The sequence below is a fragment of the Pseudomonas nitroreducens genome (assembly GCF_014204515.1).
GTDB classification, from domain to species: domain Bacteria; phylum Pseudomonadota; class Gammaproteobacteria; order Pseudomonadales; family Pseudomonadaceae; genus Pseudomonas; species Pseudomonas nitritireducens_A.
Window position 1 is genome coordinate 66,707 of sequence record NZ_JACHLI010000024.1, and the last position, 24,779, is coordinate 91,485.

Annotated in this window: 17 protein-coding genes; 14 read left to right on the top strand and 3 right to left on the bottom strand. The window is 66.4% G+C overall.

Annotation, left to right across the window (positions count from 1 at the left end; translation table 11 throughout):
• Positions 1–16: 16 nt before the first annotated feature.
• The 3 genes from HNP46_RS24775 to aceE all read right to left on the bottom strand — a co-directional run bounded on the left by HNP46_RS24775 (position 17) and on the right by aceE (position 7,306).
• Complete coding sequence (locus HNP46_RS24775; RefSeq protein ID WP_184594288.1) at positions 17–2,716, bottom strand: putative bifunctional diguanylate cyclase/phosphodiesterase; 2,700 nt, start codon at positions 2,714–2,716, stop codon at positions 17–19.
• Between the two features lie 274 nt (positions 2,717–2,990).
• Positions 2,991–4,646, bottom strand: a complete 1,656-nt coding sequence (gene aceF / locus HNP46_RS24780; protein ID WP_184594290.1) for a dihydrolipoyllysine-residue acetyltransferase — start codon at positions 4,644–4,646, stop codon at positions 2,991–2,993.
• Positions 4,647–4,657: 11 nt separating this feature from the next.
• The gene (aceE, locus tag HNP46_RS24785) at positions 4,658–7,306 is read right to left on the bottom strand and encodes a pyruvate dehydrogenase (acetyl-transferring), homodimeric type (protein ID WP_184594292.1); all 2,649 of its coding nucleotides are present in this window, start codon (positions 7,304–7,306) and stop codon (positions 4,658–4,660) included.
• 243 nt (positions 7,307–7,549) lie between these two features.
• On the opposite strand from aceE, the gene glnE reads away from it, so the two are divergent.
• The 14 genes from glnE to HNP46_RS24855 all read left to right on the top strand — a co-directional run bounded on the left by glnE (position 7,550) and on the right by HNP46_RS24855 (position 24,744).
• Positions 7,550–10,495 carry a bifunctional [glutamate--ammonia ligase]-adenylyl-L-tyrosine phosphorylase/[glutamate--ammonia-ligase] adenylyltransferase gene (glnE, locus tag HNP46_RS24790; RefSeq protein WP_184594294.1) on the top strand — a complete coding sequence of 982 codons (2,946 nt, stop codon included), beginning with the start codon at positions 7,550–7,552 and terminating at the stop codon, positions 10,493–10,495.
• 275 nt (positions 10,496–10,770) lie between these two features.
• The gene (gene waaF, locus HNP46_RS24795) at positions 10,771–11,814 is read left to right on the top strand and encodes a lipopolysaccharide heptosyltransferase II (RefSeq protein ID WP_184594296.1); all 1,044 of its coding nucleotides are present in this window, start codon (positions 10,771–10,773) and stop codon (positions 11,812–11,814) included.
• Positions 11,811–12,884: a lipopolysaccharide heptosyltransferase I gene (gene waaC / locus HNP46_RS24800; protein ID WP_184594298.1), complete on the top strand. Its 1,074-nt coding sequence runs from the start codon at positions 11,811–11,813 to the stop codon at positions 12,882–12,884. Before waaF ends, waaC begins: the two co-directional genes overlap by 4 nt.
• On the top strand, positions 12,881–14,002 hold the full coding sequence (locus HNP46_RS24805; protein WP_184594300.1) for a glycosyltransferase family 4 protein: 1,122 nt from the start codon (positions 12,881–12,883) through the stop codon (positions 14,000–14,002). Before waaC ends, HNP46_RS24805 begins: the two co-directional genes overlap by 4 nt.
• 105 nt (positions 14,003–14,107) lie before the next feature.
• Positions 14,108–14,914, top strand: a complete 807-nt coding sequence (gene rfaP / locus HNP46_RS24810; RefSeq protein ID WP_184594302.1) for a lipopolysaccharide core heptose(I) kinase RfaP — start codon at positions 14,108–14,110, stop codon at positions 14,912–14,914.
• Positions 14,914–15,648, top strand: a complete 735-nt coding sequence (locus HNP46_RS24815; RefSeq protein WP_184594304.1) for a lipopolysaccharide kinase InaA family protein — start codon at positions 14,914–14,916, stop codon at positions 15,646–15,648. Before rfaP ends, HNP46_RS24815 begins: the two co-directional genes overlap by 1 nt.
• A complete protein-coding gene (locus HNP46_RS24820) occupies positions 15,645–16,400 on the top strand; it encodes a lipopolysaccharide kinase InaA family protein (protein ID WP_184594312.1) in 756 nt (251 codons plus the stop codon). Before HNP46_RS24815 ends, HNP46_RS24820 begins: the two co-directional genes overlap by 4 nt.
• Complete coding sequence (locus HNP46_RS24825; RefSeq protein WP_184594314.1) at positions 16,397–17,884, top strand: lipopolysaccharide kinase InaA family protein; 1,488 nt, start codon at positions 16,397–16,399, stop codon at positions 17,882–17,884. The genes HNP46_RS24820 and HNP46_RS24825 overlap by 4 nt, the downstream gene beginning before the upstream one ends.
• A 5-nt stretch (positions 17,885–17,889) precedes the next feature.
• On the top strand, positions 17,890–19,629 hold the full coding sequence (locus HNP46_RS24830; protein ID WP_184594316.1) for a carbamoyltransferase family protein: 1,740 nt from the start codon (positions 17,890–17,892) through the stop codon (positions 19,627–19,629).
• A 16-nt stretch (positions 19,630–19,645) separates the two neighbouring features.
• Positions 19,646–20,614, top strand: a complete 969-nt coding sequence (locus tag HNP46_RS24835; RefSeq protein ID WP_184594318.1) for a glycosyltransferase — start codon at positions 19,646–19,648, stop codon at positions 20,612–20,614.
• 37 nt (positions 20,615–20,651) lie between these two features.
• On the top strand, positions 20,652–21,995 hold the full coding sequence (locus HNP46_RS24840; RefSeq protein ID WP_184594320.1) for a UDP-glucose dehydrogenase family protein: 1,344 nt from the start codon (positions 20,652–20,654) through the stop codon (positions 21,993–21,995).
• Complete coding sequence (locus HNP46_RS24845) at positions 21,995–22,870, top strand: hypothetical protein (protein ID WP_260403255.1); 876 nt, start codon at positions 21,995–21,997, stop codon at positions 22,868–22,870. Before HNP46_RS24840 ends, HNP46_RS24845 begins: the two co-directional genes overlap by 1 nt.
• Complete coding sequence (locus HNP46_RS24850; protein WP_184594322.1) at positions 22,871–23,485, top strand: hypothetical protein; 615 nt, start codon at positions 22,871–22,873, stop codon at positions 23,483–23,485.
• Between the two features lie 89 nt (positions 23,486–23,574).
• On the top strand, positions 23,575–24,744 hold the full coding sequence (locus HNP46_RS24855; RefSeq protein WP_311771839.1) for an O-antigen ligase family protein: 1,170 nt from the start codon (positions 23,575–23,577) through the stop codon (positions 24,742–24,744).
• Positions 24,745–24,779 lie beyond the last annotated feature (35 nt).

A 24,779-nucleotide genomic window follows, 5' to 3' on the forward strand; every position in this document is an offset into this window, starting at 1 on the left:
GCCGCGCCGCGACAGCTCAGTGCGGACGGCAGGGATAGCGTTGCAGGCTGGCGGAGAGGTCGTGGCTGGGGATGGGCTTGTCGAACAGGTAGCCCTGGCCGATGTCGCAGCGGTTGCGCCGCAGGAAGGCCAGCTGGGCGGCGGTCTCGACGCCTTCGGCGACCACCTGCAGCTTGAGGTTGTGGGCCATGGCGATCACCGCCGAGGTGATTTCCATGTCGTCCTGGTTGTCCGGGATGTCCTTGATGAAACTGCGATCGATCTTGATCACGTCGATGGGGAATTTCTTCAGGTAGCTCAGCGACGAGTAGCCGGTGCCGAAGTCGTCCATGGCCAGGGTCAGGCCGAGGTGCTTCAGGCGTTCGAGCTGCTGGCGGGTGTCGTCGGTGGCGTCCAGCAGCAGGCTTTCGGTGAGTTCCAGTTCCAGCTGGCCGGCGGGGATGCCTTCCTCGTGGAGGATCGCGGCGATGGAGCCGACCAGGTCCGGGTCGCTGAACTGCTTGGGCGACAGGTTGATCGCCATATGCAGCTCGCCCAGGCCCTTGGCGGCCAGTTCGCGCACCTGGCGGCAGGCCTGGCGGATCACCCATTTGCCGATGGGGATGATCAGCCCGGTTTCCTCGGCGACGCTGATGAACTGGTCCGGGCGGATCATGCCCTTCTCCGGGTGCTGCCAGCGCAGCAGCGCTTCCAGGCCGAGCAGCGCGCCGCTGCGCAGGCACAGCTTGGGCTGGTAGTGCACCGCCAGTTCGTCCTGTACCAGCGCACGGCGCAGGTTGCTCTCGACGAACAGCTTGTAGCTGGCCTCGGCGGTCATCGCCTCGGTGAAGGTCTGTACCTGGTGCTTGCCGTTGGCCTTGGCCTTGTGCAGCGCCAGGCCCGCGTGCTTCATCAGCGTCTGCGGGTCCTGGCCGTGCTGCGGCGCGTAGGCGATGCCCACGGAGCCGGTGATGCTGATCAGCTGGTTGTCGACGAACAGCGGCTTGTCGAGCACGTCGAGGATCTGCGCGGCGACTTTCTCGCCACGGCCGGCCACGGATTCTTCCAGCAGCACGGCGAATTCGTTGCTGGCGAAGCGCGCCAGGGTGGCGCTGTCGCTCAGGCTGCTGCGCAGGCGGCGGGCGAGGTTGGCCAGCAGCTTGTCGCCGGTCTGGTGGCCGAGGCTGTCGTTGATCCGCTTGAAGTTGTCGATGTCCACCAGCAGCAGGCTCAGCGAGTGTTCGCTGCCCACCTGCAGGCGTTCTTCCAGGGCGTTGATGAAGAAGTGCCGGTTGGCCAGGCCCGTGAGGTTGTCGCGGTAGGCGAGCTTCTCGATGTGCTGCTGGGCCAGCTTGCTCTGGGTGATGTCTTCGTAGATGCCGATGTAGTGGGTCAGCTCGCCCTTGTCGTCATAGACCTTGGACAGCGACAGCTGGCCCCAGTAGGGCTCGAGGTTCTTGCGCCGGCTGCGGAACTCGCCCTGCCAGCTGTTCTGTGTGACCAGGGTGGAGCGCGCATCGAACAGCAGCTCGCTGAGGTTGGCCAGCGCCGGCAGCTCCGGCAGGCGGCGGCCGCGCACTTCGTCGGCGCCGTACTGGGTGATCGCGGTGAAGCTCGGGTTGACGTATTCCACCAGGCCGTCGCGGTCGATCAGCAGGAAGGCGCTGGCGCTCTGCTCGACGGCGCGCTGGAACAGGTGCAGGGCGCTGGAGACGTTGCGCCGCTCGTGGTTCATCAGCACCTGGGCGTACTGGTCGGCCAGCTCGCCGGCGAAGGCGATCTCGTCGCTCTGCCACATGCGCACTTCGCCGACATGCTCCAGGCAGAGCACGCCGACCACTTCGCCGCCGACCCGGATGGTCGCGTCGAGCATGGCGCTGATGCCCTGCGGGCGCAGGTAGCGCGCCGCCAGTTCCTGGGTGCGCGGGTCCTGCTGGGCGTTGTGGGCGTCGATGGCGCGGCCGCTGTGCACCGCGTCGAGGTAATTGGGGAAGTTGCTGGCGTCGATGTCCTGGGGTTTTTCGTACTGGTCGGTGTCGCGGCGGTAGACGGTCACCGCTTCCAGGCGATTGTCCGGGTGCAGGCGCCAGAGGCCGGCGCGGGCCACGTCGTAGGCCTCGCAGGCGGCCTGGGCGATCAGCTGGGCGGCTTCGAGCAGCGGGTCGCTGGACAGGTAGCGATGCCGCGCCAGGCGCACGATGAGGTTCTGCTGGGTGCGCGAGCGCACCAGGTGCTGCAGGTGTTCGTCCTGGGAGCGCTGGTACATCTCCAGAGACATCTTCAGGCGGATGTTCTGCGCCTCCAGGTCGAGCAGGCGCGGGTCCAGCTCGGTTTCGTGCTCGTCCGCCTCGGTCTGCAGCAGGTAGCCGTGGAGCAGCTGGCGACCGTGTTGCTGGAAGCTTTCGCCGACCTCCAGCACGTTCAGCGTGCCGCGCGGCGAGTGCAGCAGGTAGCGCACGCGGTAACGGCCGTCCTTGAGCAGTTGCTGTTGTACCTGCTCATGCAGGCGATGGCGCGCTTCGGGCTCCATCAGGCTGGCGTAGGGGGCGTCGAGGATGCCGCAGAGGTCCTGGGCCGGCACGCCGATCTGCCGTTCGCAGCCGGGGTCGAGGAACAGCAGGGTCCAGCTGGGTTCATTCAGGCGCTCGAAGCGCAGCATCCCGAGCCTCGAAGGGACGGGAAGCTGCGTGACAACCTCGGCCGCCTGACGGCTGGCGGCATCGGGATGAGTCTTCATGCGCGGTGGAATTCCAGGGTGCTGGACGAGGGACATGGCCTCGCCCGACTTCTATGGGCGTTGGCAAGAGTTGCATGAGGCACGGGGCCATGACAAGCCAGGACTGTATCGGCCGTCACACCGGGAAGTTGAACCCTGGCGCTCTGGATCGCGGACCGCCGGTCAGAAGTATCCAGGCAAAAAGAAGCCCCACCATCCGGCAGGGCTGGAGAGTACGAGCGTGGCGTGCTCGTGAAGAAGCAGAAGGGGCACATGGCCCCTTCGGATAACGCAGTTACAGCAGCAGGGTGCGGATATCGCCCAGCAGGTCCGACAGGCGCTTGGTGTAGCGCGCGGCGGCCGCCCCGTTGATCACGCGGTGATCGTAGGACAGCGACAGCGGCAGCATCAGGCGCGGCTGGAAGGCCTTGCCGTCCCACACCGGCTGCATGGTGGCCTTGCTGACACCCAGGATCGCCACTTCCGGCGCGTTGACGATCGGCGTGAAGCCGGTGCCGCCAATGTGGCCGAGGCTGGAGATGGTGAAGCAGGCGCCCTGCATGGCGTCGGCGGAGAGCTTCTTGGTGCGCGCTTTCTCAGCCAGTTCGGCGGCTTCGGCGGCGAGCTGCAGGAGGCTCTTCTGGTCGACGTTCTTGATCACCGGGACCAGCAGACCGTCCGGCGTGTCCACGGCGAAGCCGATGTTCACGTACTTCTTGCGGATCAGCGCCTTGCCGCTGGGGGCCAGCGAGCTGTTGAAGTCCGGCATTTCCTTGAGCAGATGCGCACAGGCTTTCAGCAGGATCGGCAGCACGGTCAGCTTGACGCCGGCCTTTTCCGCGACGGCTTTCTGGGCCACGCGGAAGGCTTCCATCTCGGTGATGTCGGCCGAGTCGAACTGGGTCACGTGCGGCACGTTCAGCCAGCTGCGGTGCAGGTTGGCGGCGCCGACCTGCATCAGGCGGGTCATCGGCACTTCTTCGACTTCGCCGAACTTGCTGAAGTCGACTTCCGGAATCGGCGGGATGCCCGCACCACCGCTGGCGCCAGCCGGCGCACCGGATTTGGCGCGCTGCAGTTGTTCTTTGACGAACGCCTGCACGTCTTCCTTGAGGATGCGGCCTTTCGGACCGGTGCCTTTGACTTCGTTCAGCTCGACGCCGAACTCGCGGGCGACCATGCGCACGGCAGGGCCGGCGTGGACCTTGGCGCCGTCACGGCTGGGCGCGCCCACCGGAGCCGCTTCGGCAGCCGGCGCCGGAGCGCTGGCGGCAGGAGCCGGGGCCGCGGCAGGAGCGGCAGCGGCCTGCGCCGGTGCAGCAGCCGGAGCTTGGGCGGCAGCCGGGGCAGCAGCGCCGGCGACCTTCAGCTTGAGGATCAGGTCGCCGGTGCCGACTTCGTCACCGACCTTGATCGACACGCTTTCCACCACGCCGGAGGCCGGCGAGGGGATTTCCATGCTGGCCTTGTCCGACTCCAGGGTGATCAGCGACTGGTCGGCTTCGACCGTGTCGCCGGCTTTCACCATGACTTCGATGACATTGGCCTTGCCGGCCGAGCCGATGTCCGGGACGTGGATGTCCTGGACGCTGGCGGCAGCAGGTGCGGCAGCAGGTGCGGCAGCCGGCGCCGGGGCAGCGGCCGGAGCCTCTGCCTTCGGGGCCTCGGCGGCTGGCGCCGGAGCTTCGGCCTTGGGCGCTTCGGCGGCCGCCGAGCCACCCTCGACTTCCAGCTCGAGGATCTCGTCGCCTTCCTTCAGGGTGTCGCCCACCTTGACCTTCAGGCTCTTCACCACGCCGGCTTTCGGCGAGGGGATTTCCATGCTGGCCTTGTCGGATTCCAGGGTCAGCAGGCTCTGGTCGGCCTCGACGGTGTCGCCGACCTTGACCAGCAGTTCGATGACTTCACCCTGACCATTGCCGATGTCGGGTACACGAATCAGTTCGCTCATCGTGCCTCTCCTCAGCAGTCCAGCGGGTTACGTTTTTCGGGGTTGATGCCGAACTTGGCGATGGCCTCGGCCACGACCTTGGGTTCGATATCGCCCCGATCAGCCAGGGCTTCCAGCGCGGCCAGCACCACCCAGTGGCGGTCGACTTCGAAGAAGTCGCGCAGCTTGCGGCGGCTGTCGCTGCGGCCGAAGCCGTCGGTACCCAGCACCTTGAACTCCTTGCTCGGCACCCACTGGCGGATCTGCTCGGCGTAGAGCTTCATGTAGTCGGTGGAGGCGATGACCGGGCCCTTGCGGCCGGACAGGCACTCTTCGACGTAGCTCTGCTTGGGCTTCTGGCCCGGGTGCAGGCGGTTCCAGCGCTCCACGGCGAGGCCGTCACGGCGCAGTTCGTTGAAGCTGGGGACCGACCAGACGTCGGCGCCGATGCCGAAGTCTTCGCGCAGGATCTTCGCGGCGGCTTCCACTTCACGCAGGATGGTGCCCGAGCCCAGCAGCTGCACGTGGTGCGCGGCGGCCTTCTTGTCTTCGTCGAGCAGGTACATGCCTTTGATGATGCCTTCCTCGGCACCCTTGGGCATGGCCGGCTGAACGTAGTTCTCGTTCATCACGGTGATGTAATAGAAGATGTCCTGCTGCTCTTCGATCATCTGCCGCGAGCCTTCGCGGATGATCACCGCCAGCTCGTACGCATAGGTCGGATCGTAGGTGCGGCAGTTCGGGATGGTCGCCGCCAGCAGGTGGCTGTGACCGTCTTCGTGCTGCAGGCCTTCACCGTTCAGGGTGGTACGGCCGGCGGTGCCGCCGATCAGGAAGCCGTGCGCGCGGCTGTCGCCAGCGGCCCAGGCCAGGTCGCCGATACGCTGGAAGCCGAACATCGAGTAGAAGATGTAGAACGGCAGCATCGGCTGGTTGTGCGTGGAGTACGAGGTACCCGCGGCAATCCAGCTGGACATGGCGCCGGCTTCGTTGATGCCTTCCTCGAGGATCTGACCTTTCTTGTCCTCGCGGTAGAACATCACCTGGTCTTTATCCACCGGCTCGTACAGCTGGCCGACGGAGGAGTAGATACCCAGCTGACGGAACATGCCTTCCATACCGAAGGTACGGGCTTCGTCCGGCACGATCGGGACGATGCGCGGGCCGAGTTCCTTGTCCTTGACCAGCTGCGAGATGATCCGCACGAAGGCCATGGTGGTGGAGATTTCGCGGTCGCCCGAGCCGTCGAGCATGGCCTTGAGGGTTTCCAGCGGCGGAACCGGGACCTGGAAGCTCTTCTCGCGGCGAACCGGCATCACGCCACCCAGTGCGGCACGGCGGGAAGCCAGGTACTTGGCTTCGGCGCTGCCTTCCTCGGGGCGGTAGAACGGCAGGTTTTCCAGGTCGGCATCCTTGATCGGGATGTCGAACTTGTCGCGGAACGACTTCAGCGACTCGACGTCGACCTTCTTGACGTTGTGCGCGATGTTCTTCGCTTCGCCCGAACCGGTGCCATAGCCCTTGATGGTCTTGGCCAGGATGACGGTCGGCTGGCCCTTGTGGTTGACCGCCTGGTGGTAGGCCGCATAGACCTTGTAGGGGTCGTGGCCGCCACGGTTGAGTTTCCAGACTTCCTCGTCGGAGAGGTCCTTGACCATCTCCAGCAGCTCCGGACGGGCACCGAAGAAGTGCTCACGCACGTAGGCGCCGTCTTTGGCCTTGTAGTTCTGATACTCGCCGTCGATGACCTCGTCCATGCGCGCTTGCAGCAGGCCGGCGGTGTCCTTGGCGAACAGCGGGTCCCAGAAGCGACCCCAGACCACCTTGTTGACGTTCCACTCGGCGCCACGGAACACGCCTTCGAGTTCCTGGATGATCTTGCCGTTGCCGCGAACCGGGCCGTCGAGGCGCTGCAGGTTGCAGTTGATGACGAAGATCAGGTTGTCCAGCTTCTCGCGGCCGGCCAGGGAGATCGCGCCCAGGGATTCGGGCTCGTCGCACTCGCCGTCGCCCATGAAGCACCAGACCTTCTGCTTGCCGGCGGGGATGAAGCCGCGGCTTTCCAGGTACTTCATGAAGCGCGCCTGGTAGATCGCCTGGATCGGGCCCAGACCCATGGAGACGGTCGGGAACTGCCAGAAGTCCGGCATCAGCCAGGGGTGCGGGTAGGAAGACAGGCCGTTGCCGTCCACTTCCTGGCGGAAGTTGTTCAGCTGGTCTTCAGTGATGCGGCCTTCGAGGAAGGCGCGGGCATAGACGCCGGGGGAGGCGTGGCCCTGGAAGAACACCAGGTCGCCGCCGTGCTCGTCGGTCGGGGCCTGGAAGAAGTAGTTGAAGCCAACGTCGTAGAGGGTTGCCGAGGAGGCGAAGGAGGAGATGTGGCCGCCCAGGTCAGGGTCCTGCTTGTTGGCCTTCATCACCATCGCCAGGGCGTTCCAGCGCACCAGGGAGCGGATGCGGCGCTCCATGAACAAGTCGCCGGGCATGCGGGCTTCGTGGGTGACCGGGATGCTGTTGCGGTACGGCGTGGTGATCGCGTAAGGCAGTTGGGTACCGGTCCGACTGGCCAGTTCGCCCATGCGGGTCATCAGGTAATGGGCGCGGTCTTCACCTTCACGGTCCAGGACCGATTCCAGGGCGTCCAGCCATTCCTGGGTTTCGATGGGATCGAGGTCTTGCATGGCTTGCTCCAGGGCGGAAAGGCTTCCAGAATCGGAAGCCAGTAGATCGTTGCCGATAGCTGCGCCAACCTCGTGGGCGACGCGGCGAATTCTTGGAAGTGCTCCGGGGGTACGCCCGGCGGGTTGTAGTTTTACTACAAATCGCCAACGGATACATCCCTCCGCCAGAAAAAGTTAGTAGTAAAACTACAGGGGCGCGAAAGACGGGAATGCCGGCGCCTCGCCGACCACTCAGGATAGACCATGAGCCTGCCGTCCCTGGCCGCTTTGCCGGCCACTCTCAAGCCCCTCGCCGAGCGGGCCGAACAGAATTTCCGCACCGCCATCGCCGCCCTTTCTCCCGAGCAGATCGAAAGCTTCGACGGCTGGCCCGACGAGCGGCACGCCGATTTCGCCCGCGTCACCGCCGGCAGCGACTTCGTCGCCGAGCAGGTCCAGCGTGATCCTGCCTTTCTATTGACGCTGGCGGCGACCGGCGAACTGGAGCGTGGCCTGCAGCCCGGCGAGATGGGCGCGCAACTGGAAACGCTGCTGGCCGACTGCGCCGACGAGGATGAACTGGGCCGCCGCCTGCGGCGCTTCCGCCGGCGCCAGCAGGTACGCATCATCTGGCGCGACCTGAGCCGCCGCAGTGACCTGGCCGGCACCTGTCGCGACCTCTCCGACCTTGCCGACGCCTGCATCGACCAGTCCCTGGCCTGGCTCTACCAGCGCCATTGCCAGCAGTTCGGCGTGCCCATCGGCAACCGCTCGGGCCTGCCGCAGAAGATGATCGTGCTGGGCATGGGCAAGCTGGGCGCGGGCGAGCTGAACCTGTCTTCCGACATCGACCTGATCTTCGGTTACCCCGAGGGCGGTGAGACCCAGGGCGCCAAGCGCGCGCTGGATAACCAGGAGTTCTTCACCCGCCTGGGCCAGCGGCTGATCAAGTCGTTGGACGCCATCACCGTCGAAGGCTTCGCCTTCCGCGTCGACATGCGCCTGCGCCCCTACGGCTCCAGTGGCCCGTTGGTGCACAGCTTCGCCGCGCTGGAGCAGTACTACCAGGACCAGGGCCGCGACTGGGAACGCTACGCGATGATCAAGGCGCGCGTGGTCGGCGGCGACCAGGAGGCCGGCCAGCGCCTGCTGGAGCTGCTGCGCCCCTTCGTCTACCGGCGCTACCTGGACTTCTCCGCCATCGAGGCGCTGCGCACCATGAAGCAGCTGATCCAGCAGGAAGTCCGGCGCAAGGGCATGAGCGAGAACATCAAGTTGGGCGCCGGCGGCATCCGCGAGGTGGAGTTCATCGCCCAGGCGTTCCAGCTGATCCACGGCGGCCGTGACCTCAGCCTGCAGCAGCGACCGCTGCTGCGGGTGCTGGCGATCCTCGAAGGGCAGGGCTACCTGCCGCCGCAGGTGGTCGCCGAATTGCGCGAGGGCTACGAGTTCCTGCGCTACGCCGAACACGCCCTGCAGGCCATCGCCGACCGCCAGACGCAGATGCTGCCCGAGGACGAGTTCGAGCGGATCCGCGTCGCCTTCATCATGGGCTTCGCCAACTGGTCGGCGTTCCACCAGGCTACCAACCAGTGGCGTGAGCGCATCGACTTCCATTTCCGCCAGGTCATCGCCGACCCCGACGAGGACGAAGACGGCCAGGTCGACAACACCATCGGCGGCGAGTGGATTCCGCTGTGGGAAGAGGCGGTGGACGAGGAGTCCGCCTGCCGCCAGTTCGCCGATGCCGGCTTCGCCCAGCCGGCCCAGGCCTGGAAGCGCCTCACCGATCTGCGCCACGGCACCCAGGTGCGCGCCATGCAGCGCCTGGGTCGCGAGCGGCTGGACGCCTTCATGCCGCGCCTGCTGAACATGATCGCCGAGCGCGGCCCGGCGGACGTGCTGCTGGAGCGCACGCTGCCGCTGATCGAGGCGGTGGCGCGGCGCTCGGCCTATCTGGTGCTGCTCACCGAGAATCCCGGCGCGCTGGAGCGCCTGCTGACGCTTTGCGCGGCCAGCCCGATGGTCGCCGAGCAGATCGCCCGCTTCCCGATCCTGCTCGACGAGCTGCTGAATGAAGGGCGGCTGTTCCGCCCGCCGCAGGCCGCCGAACTGGGCGCCGAGCTGCGCGAGCGGCTGATGCGCATTCCCGAGGACGACCTCGAGCAGCAGATGGAGACCCTGCGCCACTTCAAGCTGGCCCACGCCCTGCGCGTGGTGGCCTCGGAGATCGCCGGGACACTGCCTTTGATGAAGGTCAGCGATTACCTGACCTGGCTCGCCGAGGCGATCCTCGAGCAGGTGCTGAGCCTGACCTGGGACCAGCTGGTGCAGCGCCACGGCCGGCCGACCCGTACCGACGGCACGCCGTGCGATCCAGATTTCATCATCATCGGCTACGGCAAGTCCGGCGGCCTGGAGCTGGGCCACGGCTCGGACCTGGACCTGGTGTTCATCCACGACGGCGACCCGCAGTGCGAGACCGACGGCGAGAAGTCCATCGATGGCGCGCAGTTCTACACGCGCCTGGGGCAGAAGATCATCCACTTCCTCACCGCGCAGACGCCCTCGGGCATGCTCTACGAGGTGGACATGCGCCTGCGCCCCAGCGGTGCGTCCGGCCTGCTGGTCAGTTCGTTGCGCGCCTTCGAGGCCTACCAGCTGGGCGAAGCCTGGACCTGGGAGCACCAGGCGCTGGTGCGCGCCCGTGTGCTGGCCGGCTGCAAGCGGGTGGCGGTGGCGTTTGAAGCAATCCGCGCGAAGGTGCTGGGCCAGCAGCGCGACCTGGTCGAGCTGCGCAAGGAAGTCAGCGAGATGCGCGCGAAGATGCGCGACAACCTCGGCACCCCGGCCACGGCCGCCGGTACTGCGCCGAATGCCTTCGAGGCCGCGGCCCCGTTCGATCTCAAGCAGGATGCCGGTGGTATCGTCGATATCGAATTTATGGTGCAATACGCGGCCCTGGCGTGGTCGTGGCAGCACCCGGAGCTGGTCGAGTTCACCGACAATATCCGCATCCTGGAAGCGCTGGAGCGGGTCGGGCTGATGTCCGGCGAGGATGTCCTGAAGCTGCAGGACGCCTACAAGGCCTACCGGGCGGCGGCGCACCGCTTGTCCCTGCAGAAGCAGCCGGGCGTGGTGAGTGGCGACCGCTTCCATGCCGAGCGACGCATGGTGATGCAGATGTGGAAGGCTTTCGAGCTGACCTGATTCGCTGCGATTTCTCACGAAACAGTAGGCATCCGGCGGGATGATGCTCGCCGGAACGGGCCGCGCCGTCAGCGCTGGGGCGGCCTCGGGAACGGGGCGCGTAATGCCATTGCGCCAGGTCACAGGGAGTGACGAAAACCGCCCGGCTGAAATGGCAGCTGGGCTAGACTGCCGGCATTCGCTGCTCGGCACCCGACCGCAGAGGCCCGCGCCTGGCGGCCGGACGAGTGGAGTACGGGGAGGCGAGAGCCTCCCCGCTTGTTTTCGGAAAAGGCATGAGAATTCTGATCGTAGGCCCCTCCTGGGTGGGCGACATGGTGATGGCGCAGACGCTCTTCCAGTGTCTGAAGCGGCAGCATCCGGACTGCGTGATCGACGTGCTGGCGCCCGACTGGAGCCGGCCAATCCTTGAACGCATGCCCGAAGTGCGCCAGGCCCTGAGCTTCCCGCTCGGCCACGGGGTGCTGGATATCGCCCAGCGCCGGCGCATCGGCAAGTCCCTCAAGGGCCAGTACGACCAGGCGATCCTCCTGCCCAACTCGCTCAAGTCGGCGCTGGTGCCGTATTTCGCCGGCATCCCCCGGCGCACCGGCTGGAAGGGCGAGATGCGCTACGGCCTGCTCAACGACATCCGCGCGCTGGATAAGGAACGCTACCCGCTGATGATCGAGCGCTTCATGGCCCTGGCCTATGAACCGGGCGCCGAGCTGCCGCAACCTTATCCACAGCCGCGCCTGTCCATCGACCCGGCCAGCCGCGAAGCGGCGCTGGCCAAGTTCGGCCTGAGCCTGGACCGCCCGGTGCTCGCCCTGTGCCCTGGCGCCGAGTTCGGCGAGGCCAAGCGCTGGCCGGCCGAGTACTACGCCAAGGTCGCCGAGGTGAAGATCCGCGCCGGCTGGCAGGTGTGGATCTTCGGTTCGAAGAACGACCATCCCGGCGGCGAAGACATCCGCATGCGCCTGATCCCCGGTCTGCGCGAAGAGTCGGTGAACCTCGCCGGCGGGACCGCCCTGGCCGAGGCCATCGACCTGATGTCCTGCGCTGGCGCCGTGGTCACCAACGATTCCGGCCTGATGCACGTGGCCGCCGCGCTGAATCGCCCGCTGGTGGCGGTGTACGGCTCGACGTCGCCGCAATTCACCCCGCCGCTGGCCGATCAGGTGGAGATCGTCCGCCTCGGCCTGGACTGCAGCCCCTGCTTCGACCGCGTCTGCCGCTTCGGCCACTACAACTGCCTGCGCGAGCTGAAACCGCGCCCGGTGCTCGAAGCGCTGGACCGACTGGTCGCCGACCCGGTGGATGTGGAAAGCGCCGAATGAGGGTCCTGCTGATCAAGACCTCGTCCCTGGGCGATGTCATCCATACCCTGCCGGCGTTGACCGACGCCGCCCGCGCCATTCCCGGCATCCAGTTCGACTGGGTGGTGGAGGAGGGCTTCGCCGAGATTCCTGCCTGGCATCCGGCCGTGGCCCAGGTGATCCCGGTGGCGATCCGCCGCTGGCGCAAGAACCTCTGGCAGACCCTCAAAAGTGGCGAATGGAGCCGCTTCAAGCGTCGCCTGAAAGAGGTCGACTACGACCTGGTGATCGACGCCCAGGGCCTGCTCAAGAGCGCCTGGCTGACGCGCTATGCACGCCGTCGTACGCCCATCGCCGGGCTGGACAAGGAGTCGGCCCGCGAGCCGGCCGCCAGCCGCTTCTATAAACGTACCTACCCGGTCGCCTGGGGCCAGCACGCCGTCGAGCGCGTGCGCCAGTTGTTCGCCCAGGCGCTGGACTACCCGCTGCCCGCCGGCACCGGGGACTACGGCCTGGACCGCAATCGCCTGCTGGACGCGGTGGACGCCGAGCCCTACCTGGTGTTCCTCCACGGCACCACCTGGGTGACCAAGCACTGGCCCGAGCTGTACTGGCGCGACCTGGCCCAGCGCATGGGCGAGCGCGGCTGGCAAGTCCGCCTGCCGTGGGGCAATGACGCCGAGCGGCAGCGCGCCGAACGGCTCGCCGAAGGCTTGGAAAACGCCTCGGTGCTCCCCAAATTAAGCCTCGCAGGCATGGCCAAGGTACTGGCCGGCGCTTCCGCCTGCGTGGCGGTCGACACCGGGCTCGGACACCTGGCCGCCGCCCTGGATGTGCCGACGCTGTCGCTGTTCGGCCCGACCAATCCCGGTCTGACCGGCGCCTACGGGCGCTCGCAGGTGCACCTGGCCAGTGACTGGCCTGCGTGCGCGCCCTGCCTGCAGAAGACCTGCACCTACCAGCCGACGGCCGAAGACAAGCGCCAGTTCGACCTGCGGCATGAACAGCCTCTGTGCTTCACGCGCCTGAATCCCCAGCGCGTGGCGACCCAGCTGGAGGCACTGCTGCTGGCCCCGGAGACGCTTCGATGACCCTGGCTTTCGTCCTCTACAAATACTTCCCGTTCGGCGGGCTGCAGCGCGACTTCATGCGCATCGCCCTGGAATGCCAGCAGCGCGGCCACGCCATCCGCGTCTACACGCCGATCTGGGAGGGCGAGGTGCCGCCCGGCTTCGACGTGCGCGTGGCGCCGGTGAAGTCGCTGTTCAACCATCGCCGCAACGAGAAATTCAGCGCCTGGCTGCAGGCCGACCTGGCCCGCGATCCGGTGGACCGGGTGATCGGCTTCAACAAGATGCCGGGCCTGGATGTCTACTACGCCGCCGACGGCTGCTTCGAGGACAAGGCGCAGACCCTGCGCAATTCCTTCTACCGCCGCTGGGGCCGCTACAAGCACTTCGCCGACTACGAGCGCGCAGTGTTCGCGCCGGAATCGAAAACCGAGATCCTGATGATCTCCGAGGTGCAGCAGCCGCTGTTCATCAAGCATTACCGCACCCCCGAGGCACGCTTCCACCTGCTGCCGCCGGGGATCGCCCAGGACCGCCGGGCGCCGGCCAATGCCGCAGAAATCCGCGCCGAATTCCGCCGCGAGTTCAAGCTGGGCGACGACGACCTGCTGCTGGTGCAGATCGGCTCCGGCTTCAAGACCAAGGGCCTGGACCGTAGCCTCAAGGCGCTGGCCGCGCTGCCGCGTTCGCTGCGCAAGCGCACCCGGCTGATCGCCATCGGCCAGGACGATCCCAAGCCGTTCCTGTTGCAGGTGAAGGCGCTGGGGTTGTCGGACAACGTGCAGATCCTCAAGGGGCGCAGCGATATCCCGCGCTTCCTGCTGGGCGCCGACCTGCTGATCCACCCGGCCTACAACGAGAACACCGGCACCGTGCTGCTCGAAGCGCTGGTGGCGGGCCTGCCGGTGCTGGTCACCGATGTCTGCGGCTACGCCCACTACATCGACGAGGCCAATGCCGGTCGCGTGGTGCCGTCGCCCTTCGAGCAGGAGCGCCTGAACGCCATGCTCAAGGACATGCTGGAAGATGACGCCGCGCGCGCCGACTGGTCGCGCAACGGCCTGGCCTTCGCCGACAGCGCCGACCTCTACAGCATGCCGCAGCACGCCGCCGACCTGATCCTCCAGGAGCGCGCATGAACGCCTTTGCCTTGGCAGGAGCGAGCTTGCTCGCGAACGCTTTTTCTGTGAACGGTGGTGTCATGCGGGTTCGCGAGCAAGCTCGCTCCTACACGGGGCTTGCCCATGAAGCTTGAGTTGCTGGAGCCGTTCAGAAGCCTGTGGGCCGGCAAGGACCCCTTCGTCGAAGTCGAACGCCTGCAGGGCAAGGTCTACCGCGAACTGGAAGGCCGCCGCACACTGCGCACCGAAGTCGACGGGCGCGGTTACTTCGTCAAGATCCACCGCGGCATCGGCTGGGGCGAGATCGTCAAGAACCTGTTCAGCGCCAAGCTTCCGGTGCTCGGCGCCGGCCAGGAGCAGCGTGCCCTGGAGCGCCTGCACCAGGCCGGGGTGGCGACCATGACCTCGGTGGCCTACGGCGAGCGCGGCGGCAATCCGGCCAGCCAGCACTCCTTCATCATCACCGAGGAGCTGGCGCCGACCACCGACCTGGAAGTCTTCTCCCTCGACTGGTTGCAGAATCCGCCCGAGCCGCGCCTCAAGCGCGCGCTGATCGCCGAGGTGGCGAAGATGGTCGGCACCATGCACCGCGCCGGCGTCAATCACCGCGACTGCTACATCTGCCACTTCCTGCTGCACACCGATCGCCCGGTCAGCGCCGATGACCTGCGCCTGTCGGTGATCGACCTGCACCGTGCCCAGACCCGCGCCGCCACCCCGCGCCGCTGGCGCGACAAGGACCTGGCGGCGCTGTATTTCTCCGCGCTGGACATCGGCCTCACGCGCCGTGACAAATTGCGCTTCCTGCGCGGTTACTTCCAGCGCCCGCTGCGTGACATCCTCCGCGAGGAAGCGCAGCTGCTGGCGTGGATGGAGCGCAAGGCGGCCAAGCTGTACGACCGCAAGCAACGTTACGGAGACCTGCTCTGATGGCCGGCTGGACACTCGAAGCCGACTACCAGCACCTGGCCGCCGACTTCGGCAGCCTGGATGCGGTGTTCGCCCTCGAAGGCGAACGCATCACCAAGGACGCGATGTCCGACGTCGTGCGCATCGAGCGCGACGGCGTGCGCTACTACGTCAAACGCTACCGCAGGCCGGGCAAGGGTTTTCGGCGCTTCCTGCCGCGCCCGCGGGTGAAGGCCGAGTGGCAGAACCTCAAGCAGTTCGCCAAGTGGGGCATCCCCACGGCGCAGGTGGTGGCCTACGGCCTGGAGCGGGAGCATGGCGGATTCTCCCGCGGCGCGATCATCACCCGCGAGCTGGTCGGCACCGAGGACCTGCATGCCCTGGCCAAGCAGAAGGACCCGCGCCTGCAGGATCGCGCCTGGGTCGAGCACGTCATGCAGCAACTGGCGCGCTACACGCGGACCATGCATGACCACCACTTCACCCATAACGACCTGAAGTGGCGCAACATCCTGGTCGACCAGCAAGGCACGGTGTACTTCATCGACTGCCCGATCGGCGACTTCTGGATCGGCTTCATGCTGCGCTACCGCATCACCAAGGACCTGGCGACACTCGACAAGGTCGCCAAGCGCCAGTTGTCCGCCACCCAGCGCCTGCGCTTCTACCTCCTGTACCGTCGGCGCGAGCGCCTGAATGCGTCGGACAAGAAGCGTGTCCGCCATATCGTTCATTTCTTCGAGGGACGCGAGTGAAGGACTTCATTGCCGAGGACGACCAGGCCCTGCTGGAAGGCAACGCCCTGGCCGATTTCGATGCCCTGTGGGCCCTGGAACTGGTGGCCGTCGACGAGCCCAATACCGAGCGCGGAGGCATAAGCAGCGTCTACCGCCTGGAGCTGGACGGCACCGCCTATTACCTCAAGCGCCAGAGCAACCACCTGACCCGCAGCCTGCGGCGCCCCTTCGGCGAGCCGACCTTCAGCCGCGAGTTCCGCAATATCCAGCGCTACCACCAGCTGGGTATTCCGTCGATGCAGGCGGCCTTCTTCGGTGCGCGGCAGGTCGGCGGCGAGCGCCGGGCGATCCTGATGACCCGCGCCCTGGACGGCTGGCGTGACCTCGACAGCCTGCTGCAGGGCTGGTCGAACCTGCCTGCCGAGCGTCGCCAGGCCATCCTGCGCGCCTGCGGCATGCTCGCTCGTCGCCTGCATGAAGCCGGACAGATGCACGGCTGCTTCTACCCCAAGCACATCTTCCTGCGCGAGACCGACGACGCCTTCGAGGCGACCCTGATCGACCTGGAGAAGACCCGTCCGCTGTGGTTCGGCCAGCGCGACCGCGTGCGCGACCTGGAGCCGCTGCTGCGCCGTGCACCGGACTGGAACGAGGGTGACGTGCGCGCCCTGCTGGCGGCCTATCTGGGCACCTCCTCGACGGGGCCCGAAGTCGACGACTGGTACCGGCGGCTGGGCGCGCGGCGCAAGAAGAAGGAAAACCGCGCATGAGGCTGTCCGCCCTGCGCGACGTCGGCCGAGCGCCGGCGCTGCCCCTGCGTATCGAACTGGAAGACGGCGCCGGCCCGGCCGAGCTGCGCCTGGACCGCCTGCTGCGCGTGTTGCCCGGCCAGCGCTATGTCGGTGCGGCCAATTGGCGCGGCCGCGCGGTGCTGGCCAAATTGCTGGTGGGCAGTCGTGCGGCGAAGCAGTTCCAGCGCGAACTCGACGGCGTGCGCCTGCTCGCCGAACAGGGCCTGACCACCCCGGCGCTGCTGGCCGACGGCCTGAAGGACGGCGAGGGCGGTTGGCTGCTCTTCGAGTTTCTCGACAACGCCCAGAGCCTCTGGGATGCCTGGCGAGCCGTGGAAGGCGAGCCGCTGCTGTCCGACGCGCAGAGCGCGGTCATCGCCGAGGCGCTGAGCGCCATCGCCCGCATGCACGCCAAGGGCCTGTGGCAGGAAGACCTGCACCTGGACAACCTGCTGCGCAAGGACGGTGAGCTGTACCTGATCGATGGTGCCGGCATTCGCGCGGAAACCCCAGGCCAGCCGCTGTCGCGCAAGCGCGTGCTGGAAAACCTCGGGGTGTTCTTCGCCCAGCTGCCGGCCAGCCTCGATCCGTTCCTGGAAGAACTGCTGATCCACTACCTGCTGGCCAACGGCGAGCACGCGCTGCCGCTGGAAGCCTTGCAGAAGGAGATCGCCCGGGTGCGCCGCTGGCGCGTCGGCGACCTGATGAAGAAGATCGCCCGCGACTGCAGCCTGTTCAGCGTGTTCAAGGGGCCGTTCGGCCTGCGTGCGGTGCGCCGCGAGGAAGAAGCAGGCCTGCAGCCGCTGCTGGCCGATCCCGACGCCTTCATCGCCAAGGGGCATCTCTACAAGACCGGCGGCGCAGCGACAGTCGCGCGGGTCGAGCTCGATGGCCGGCCGCTGGTCATCAAGCGTTACAACATCAAGAACCTGCTGCACTGGTTCAAGCGCTTCTGGCGCCCCAGCCGCGCCTGGGCCTCGTGGCGCGAGGGTAATCGCCTGGACTTCCTCGGCATCGCCACGCCCCGCCCGCTGGCGGTGATCGAGCGGCGCTGGCTGTGGCTGCGCGGCCCGGCCTTCCTGATTACCGATTACCTCGCCGGTCAGGATATAATCGCCCGTTTCAAACCCTACCTGGATCAACCGGAGGGGGGCGGCCTGCCGCCGGAATCGGATCTTGTGGCCCTGGACAGACTGTTCGCGGCGCTGGTGCGCGAGCGCATCAGCCACGGCGACCTCAAGGGGCACAACCTGTTCTGGCAGGAGCAGGGCGAAGGCGGGCAGTGGTCGTTGATCGACCTGGATGCCATGCAGCGCCACTCGCGAGATGCGAGCTTCGCCCGCGCCTATGCCCGCGACCGGGCGCGCTTCCTGCGCAACTGGCCGACCGGCAGCGCACTGCACCAGCTGCTCGACGAACGTTTACCGCGGGTGCCTGGCACCCGCCCAGATGAAAGAGGCTAGACCCTGTGGCATTGACCATCCTCGGCCTGTCCGGCGCCGTAAGCCATGACCCTTCCGCCGCCCTGTACATCGACGGCAAGCTGGTCGCGGCTGTCGAAGAAGAGCGCTTCGTCCGCGACAAGCACGCGAAGAACCGCATGCCCTACGAGTCGGCCAAGTTCTGCCTGGAACAGGCCGGGATCAAGCCGTCGGACGTTGACGTGGTGGCCATTCCCTTCGCCCCCATCAGCATCCTCGACAAGGCCCGCTGGCACTACGCCAAGCGCTACGCCTACGCGCCGGACCGCGCGCTGGACGCCATCCTGCTCGGCAACCGCCGCTACCACCGCTACTACAAGCGCATCCAGTGGTGCCTGCAGCAGCTGGGCTTCGACCTGAAGAAGACCAAGATCCAGCCGGTCGAGCACCACCTGGCCCACGCCTCCAGTGCCTACCACTGCTCGGGCTTCAAGGAGAAGACGGCGATCCTCGGGATCGACGGCAAGGGCGAGTACGCCACCACCTTCTTCGGCTACGGCGAGAACGGCAAGATCCACAAGATCAAGGAGTTCTACGATCCGGACTCCCTGGGCGGCCTGTACGGCGCGCTGACCGAGTACCTGGGCTTCGACATGCTCGATGGCGAGTTCAAGGTCATGGGCATGGCGCCCTACGGCGACGCCAGCAAGTACGATTTCTCCCGTCTGGCCAAGTTCGAGAACGGCGAGCTGATCATCAACACCGAGTACGCCAACGTCATCGGTTTCCGTCGCTACAAGGAAAAGGGCAAGGGCTACTACTTCTCGCCCAAGCTGATCGAGTGGCTCGGTCCGAAGCGTGAAGGCGACATCGCCGACGATCCCTACATCCACTACGCCGCCAGCATCCAGGCGCTGTTCGAGAAGCTGGCGCTGGAGATGATGGATTACTACCTGGGCGACATCATCCGCGAGACCGGCAAGATCGCCTTCGCCGGCGGCTGCGCGCTGAACGTCAAGCTCAACCAGAAGATCATCGCCCGTCCCGAGGTCAAGGAGCTGTACGTACAGCCCGCGGCCAGCGACGCCGGCACCGCCGTTGGCGCCGCCGCGTACGTATCCTGGGAGCGCGGCGTGCCGGTCGAGAAGATGGAGCACGTCTACCTCGGTCCGGAATACAGCAACGAAGACGTCATCGCCGCCTGCGCCCGCCACGAGGCCAAGCCGCAATGGCGCAAGATCGACAACGTCCCCGAGCACATCGCCAAGGTGCTGGTCGAGGGCAATCCCGTGGCCTGGTTCCAGGGTCGCCTGGAGTTCGGCCCGCGCGCCCTGGGCGGCCGTTCGATCATCGGTTGCCCGAGCATTGCCGGCGTGGCCGACCGCATCAACGCGCAGATCAAGTTCCGCGAGCGCTGGAGGCCGTTCTGCCCGTCGATGCTCGATACCGTCGGCCCGCAGATGTTCAAGATCGACCACCCGGCGCCCTTCATGACCTTCACCTTCGAAGTCAACGAAGAGTGGAAAACCCGAGTGCCGGAAGTCGTCCACGAAGACGGCACCTCCCGTGCCCAGGTGCTCAAGCGCGAGTTCAACCCGCGCTACTACGACATGATGAAGGAGCTGGAGAAGCTCACCGGCAACGGCGTGGCGCTCAACACCTCGCTGAACCGCCGCGGCGAGCCGATGGTCTGCTCGCCCACCGACGCCCTGAACATGTTCTACGGCTCGGACCTGCAGTACCTGATCATGCAGGACATCCTGGTGGTCAAGGACGGCGTGCAGTGATCCTCGGAGCGCCTGCATGCGTATCCTGATCATCAACCGGCAGGAGCGTGCGCGCTCGCTGGATACCCTCTATGAAGGCCTGATCGCGCTGAACCCCGGTTCGCGCATGATCAAGCTGAGCAAGGAGGAAATCCGCGACCTGCCGCGTACGCTCGCCAGGCTCGACACCACCGGCTTCGAGCGGGTCCTCTTCGATATCCCCCTGCGCCGCGCCGCGCACGCCTTCGACAGCGTGCGCGCCCTGCCAGGGTTGGTCTACTACGAAGAGGACGCGTACCAGGAGTTCATGGGCGAGAGCAAGTTCTACGGCAAGTTCCTGCGCTTCTTCCATTCGCTCAAGGGTGCGCCGGTGATCTACACCAGCGAATCCGTGCGCGCCTATTTCGCCCAGCAGGGCGTCAATGCGCACTTCGTGGCCAAGGCCTTCGACGATCGCCAGCTCAAGGACCTGGGGCTGCCGCGCGATATCGACCTGGCCTTCGTCGGCCGGGTGAAGAGCAAGGTCTACGGCCGGCGCAAGGAGCTGCTCGACCAGGTGGCCGAGCAGACCCCGCTGCAGCTGCTGCGTACCGAGAATCCGGACGAGTACCTCACGGTGCTCAACCGCATCCGCTGCTTCCTCAGCGCGGACATCGGTTTCAACGAGTACATGGCGAAGAACTTCGAGGCCATGGCCTGTGGCTGCGTGCTGGTCGCCAAGCGCCAGCCCACCGAGGATGCCCTGCTCGGGCTGGTCGACATGCACAACGTGGTGCACTACGACACCCTCGAGGAGCTGATGGAGAAATACCGCCAGCTGCTGGCCGATCCGCAGCAGGCGCAGGCCATCGCCCGTGCGGGGCATGACCTGGTGTTCGAGCGGCATCGCCTGAGTCAGCGCGCCGAGGAGTTCTCGCGGGTGCTCGCGCTGCCTCACCCGAATCCCCATGGAATCAGTCGTCCGGGTTTCTTCCGGCGGCTCGGGTCGCTGTTCTCCCGCGCCTGAGGCGCGGGTGGCGGCCCCGCAACAGCAGGGTCTGAGCATGAAGATCACGATTTTCGGAAGCGGTTACGTCGGTCTGGTGACGGGGGCCTGCCTGGCGGATGCCGGTCACCAGGTGATCTGCGTCGATACCAACAGCGAGCGCACGCAGATGCTCTGCCAGGGGCAGATCCCGATCTACGAGCCGGGCCTGGACGTCATGGTGCGCAACAACCTGGCCGCCGGTCGCATTCGCTTCACCGAAGACGCGGCCGAGGCGATCGCCTTCGGCACGCTGCTATTCATCGCCGTCGGCACGCCGCCGGACGAGAACGGCTCCGCCGACCTGACCTACGTGCTCAATGTGGCGCGCACCATCGGCCAGCACATCGACGGCTACAAGGTGGTGGTGAACAAGTCCACCGTACCGGTCGGCACTGCCGACAAGGTCCGCGCGGCGGTGCTCGAGGAGCAGCGCAAGCGTGGCGCCGAAGTCCGCTTCGATGTCTGCTCGAACCCCGAATTCCTCAAGGAAGGCGCGGCGATCGAAGACTTCACCCGCGGCCCGCGCATCGTCGTCGGTACCGATTCGGAGGAAGTGCGGACGCTGATGCGCGAGTGCTACGCGCCCTACAACCGCAACCACGACAAGCTGTTCTTCATGGGCGTGCGCGCCTCGGAACTGACCAAGTACGCCGCCAATGCCATGCTGGCGACCAAGATCAGCTTCATGAACGAGATCGCCAACATCGCCGAACGCGTGGGCGCCGACGTCGAGCAGGTGCGCCTGGGGATCGGTTCCGATCCGCGCATCGGCTATCACTTCATCTATCCCGGTTGTGGCTACGGCGGCTCCTGTTTCCCGAAGGATGTACAGGCGCTGGAGCGCACTGCCAGCGAGATCGGTTACGACGCCGAGCTGCTGCGGGCGGTGGAGCGGGTCAACGACCGGCAGAAACACGTGCTGCTGCGCAAGCTGCTCCAGGCTTTCGATGGTGAGCTCGGCGGGCTGACCGTGGGCATCTGGGGGCTGGCGTTCAAGCCCAACACCGATGATATCCGCGAGGCACCCAGCCGCGTGCTGATGGAGGCGCTCTGGGAGCGCGGCGCGCGCGTGCGCGCCTACGATCCGGTGGCCTCCCACGAGATCGGCCGGGTGTACGGCGAGCGGGCCGACCTGGAGCTGGTCGGCAGCCGCGAAGCGGTGCTGGAAGGCGCGGACGTCCTGGTGATCTGCACCGAGTGGAAGGAATTCCGCGCGGTGGACTTTGCCTGGCTGGCCAGGACCCTGCGCCGCCCGGTGATCGTCGACGGGCGCAACCTCTACAACCCGGACGAAGTACGCGCCGCCGGCCTGCTCTATTTCGCCGTGGGCCGCGGTGATTCGCTGGAGAAGGACGTCTGATGGGGCGTCGCTCGGAGGGCTCGAAGCTCGCCCGCAGGTTCCGCAAGTACCGCACCCGCCTGCAGCGCCAGTGGCTGTTGCTGCGCTACGCCCTGGCCAATCGCCTGGGCCGGCGCAGGGTCGTGGCCGAGGGCGGCCCCGTGGTCTCGCTGACGAGCTATTCGACCCGGCTGCGCAAGGTGCATGTCACCCTGGAGTCCATCGCGGCTGGCCGCCTGCTGCCGTCGCGGCTGATTCTCTGGGTCGATGAAGAGAAGACCCTGGCCGACCTCCCGGCGCCACTGCGGCGCCTGCAGGCGCGGGGGCTGGAAGTAAAGCGCTGCAATAATTACGGACCGCACAAGAAATACTTTCCGTATGTCCAGGGTGAGAGAATCGGCGCGCCGCTGGTCACCGCCGATGACGATGTGCTCTATCCCGGCGACTGGCTGGCAGGGCTGCAGGCGGCTCATCGGCAGACCCCCGAGCAGGTGGTCTGCTACATGGCCAAGCAGGTCGGCATCGAAGGCGGCGTGATCCAGCCCTATCACGGCTGGACGACGCAATTGGACAAGGCTCCCAGCGTGCGCAATTTCGCCATCGGTGTTTCTGGCGTCCTCTATCCGGCAGCGCTGCAGCAGGTGCTCAAGCGCGAGGGGGAGGCATTCGTCCAGGTGACGCCCAGGGCCGATGACATCTGGCTGCACTGGCAGGCCCTGCGCTCGGGGGTGAAGGTGCGGCAGATTTCCGACAGCGACGAGCATTTCCTCAGCGTGCCGGGAACCCAGGACATCGCCCTGTACAGTTCGAACCTCAAGCAGGGTGGCAACGACCAGGTCATTGCCAGGCTCTACACGGCGGACGATATCGCCACGATGTTGAAGGATCGGTCCTGAATGCTGGCTGCTGCACAACAATCCCTCGAGCGGCTTTCACCGCAGCTGCTGGCGCGGATCACGGCGTCGCGCCGGGTGATCCTGCTGGCGAACAATCCGGCGATCACCCGCGAGCACCTCGAGGCGCTGGCCCTGACCGCGGACGACCTGGTGGTGAGCTTCAACAAGTGCCGCAATCGCACGCTGTTGCGCCGCCAGTGGCACAACCTGTTCATTCATCGGCACAACTACCGCAAGGGCGGCTACTTCGGCTTCCCCTACAAGGGCTGGCTGCGCCTGTTCCCCTGGTTCAACTCGCGCTTCCACAGCGTGCTGCTGGGCGGTGAGGCCGAGTCCCTGCCGGCATCGCACCGGGGCGCTTCGTTCCTGCCCCTGCGGCAGCCGTTCCCGGCCCTGGAAGGCTATCCCTACGAGCGCCTGCCGACTCGTGGCGGGCCTTCCACCGGCTTCTACGCCGTGGCGTTCTTCGACTACGTGAAGCGTCTCAAGCAGGCGGACTACGAGATCATCCTGGTCGGTTTCTCCGATGAGGGGGGCTCGTTCTGGGACGGCCATGCCTGGGACTTCGAGCGCGAGTGGACGCGCGCTTCCGCAGTCACCGTCATCCAGCTCTAATCTTCGGCGGCGGTACGGACTGCCGCTGCTCACTGACTTGCCAGCGTGGTGTTATGCAACTCGAAAGACGGTCGGATTGGTTGAAACTGGTGGGACTGGCCTTCGCGGTCGTCACGCTGAGCATGCTGGTGGTGGGGCGCTTCTGGTGGCCGACGGAAAACGGTGACTGGCTGAAGAGCATTCGCCTGGGCGCCTTCCTGGCGGTGATCTTCCTGTCGCTGGAACTGTTCCGCGAGCGCGCGCGGCTGGCCACGGCGGCATTCCTGCTCTACCTGGTGTTCTGGGTGGGGTTGCTGCTCAACTCGATCCTCACCGACTCGCCGAGCTCGGTGAAGCAGTTGCTGGTGATCCTGTTCTTCACCTGGGTGGTGATGGTCATGGGCGGCCGCGAAAGCCGGCCGTGGCTGTTCGTGCTCGGGCTCGACGCCCTGTCCGGCGCCGCATTCGCCGGCTTCTCGCTGGTCAACAAGGCGCTCATGGGGCAGTTCGATGTCAGCTACCGGATGATGAACATCAAGGACTCCGGTATCCCCGGCATCGCCGATTTCGGCATCACCATCGAGGCGGGCATGCACTATGCGTTCTGCTTCATCGTTGCCGTGTGGCTGCTGCTGCGGGTCCGTCACTGGGCGCTGCGCACGCTCTGGCTGGTGTGCTCTGCGGTGCTGTTCACCTACCTCTACTTCACCTTTGCCCGTTCGGCCTGGGTTGCCGGCCTGATGGGCGCTGGCGTGCTCGTGCTGTGCATGACCGAGGGGCGCCAGCGCGTCTTCGCCGTCGGCCTGGCCGTGCTGGCCGGTATCGCCGTGCTGGTGTTCGCCTTCGAGCAGGTGGTCTACGAGTTCGGCTCGCGCGGCCTGACCCATCGCGACGAGATCTGGCGGGTGGTGTTCGAGCGCATTGGCGAGGCCTGGTGGTTCGGCCATGGCTCGCACACCGAGCTGGGCAAGGTCACCCTGTCCACCGGACAGGTCGTGCGCAACCCGCACAGCCTGTACATGGAAGTGCTCTACCAGTTCGGCCTGGTCGGCTTGTTCAGCATGCTGCTGGCGATGGCGGCGTGCATCCGCGGCGCCTGGAAGGCGCACTCGCAGTTCGCGCGGCTGTGGTTCTCGGTGATGGTGGCGGCGGCGGTGGTGATGACCGTCGAGCTGCACTTCTTCGTGGCGGCGCCGAACCTGGTGTGGATGTGGTTCTGGCTGCCGATGGCCGGTTGCCTGGCGGTGGCGACCCAGCACAAGGTCGACCGCCCGGCCTGAGGGGAGGGGCCGTCACGCCAGGTGACGGCCCGGAC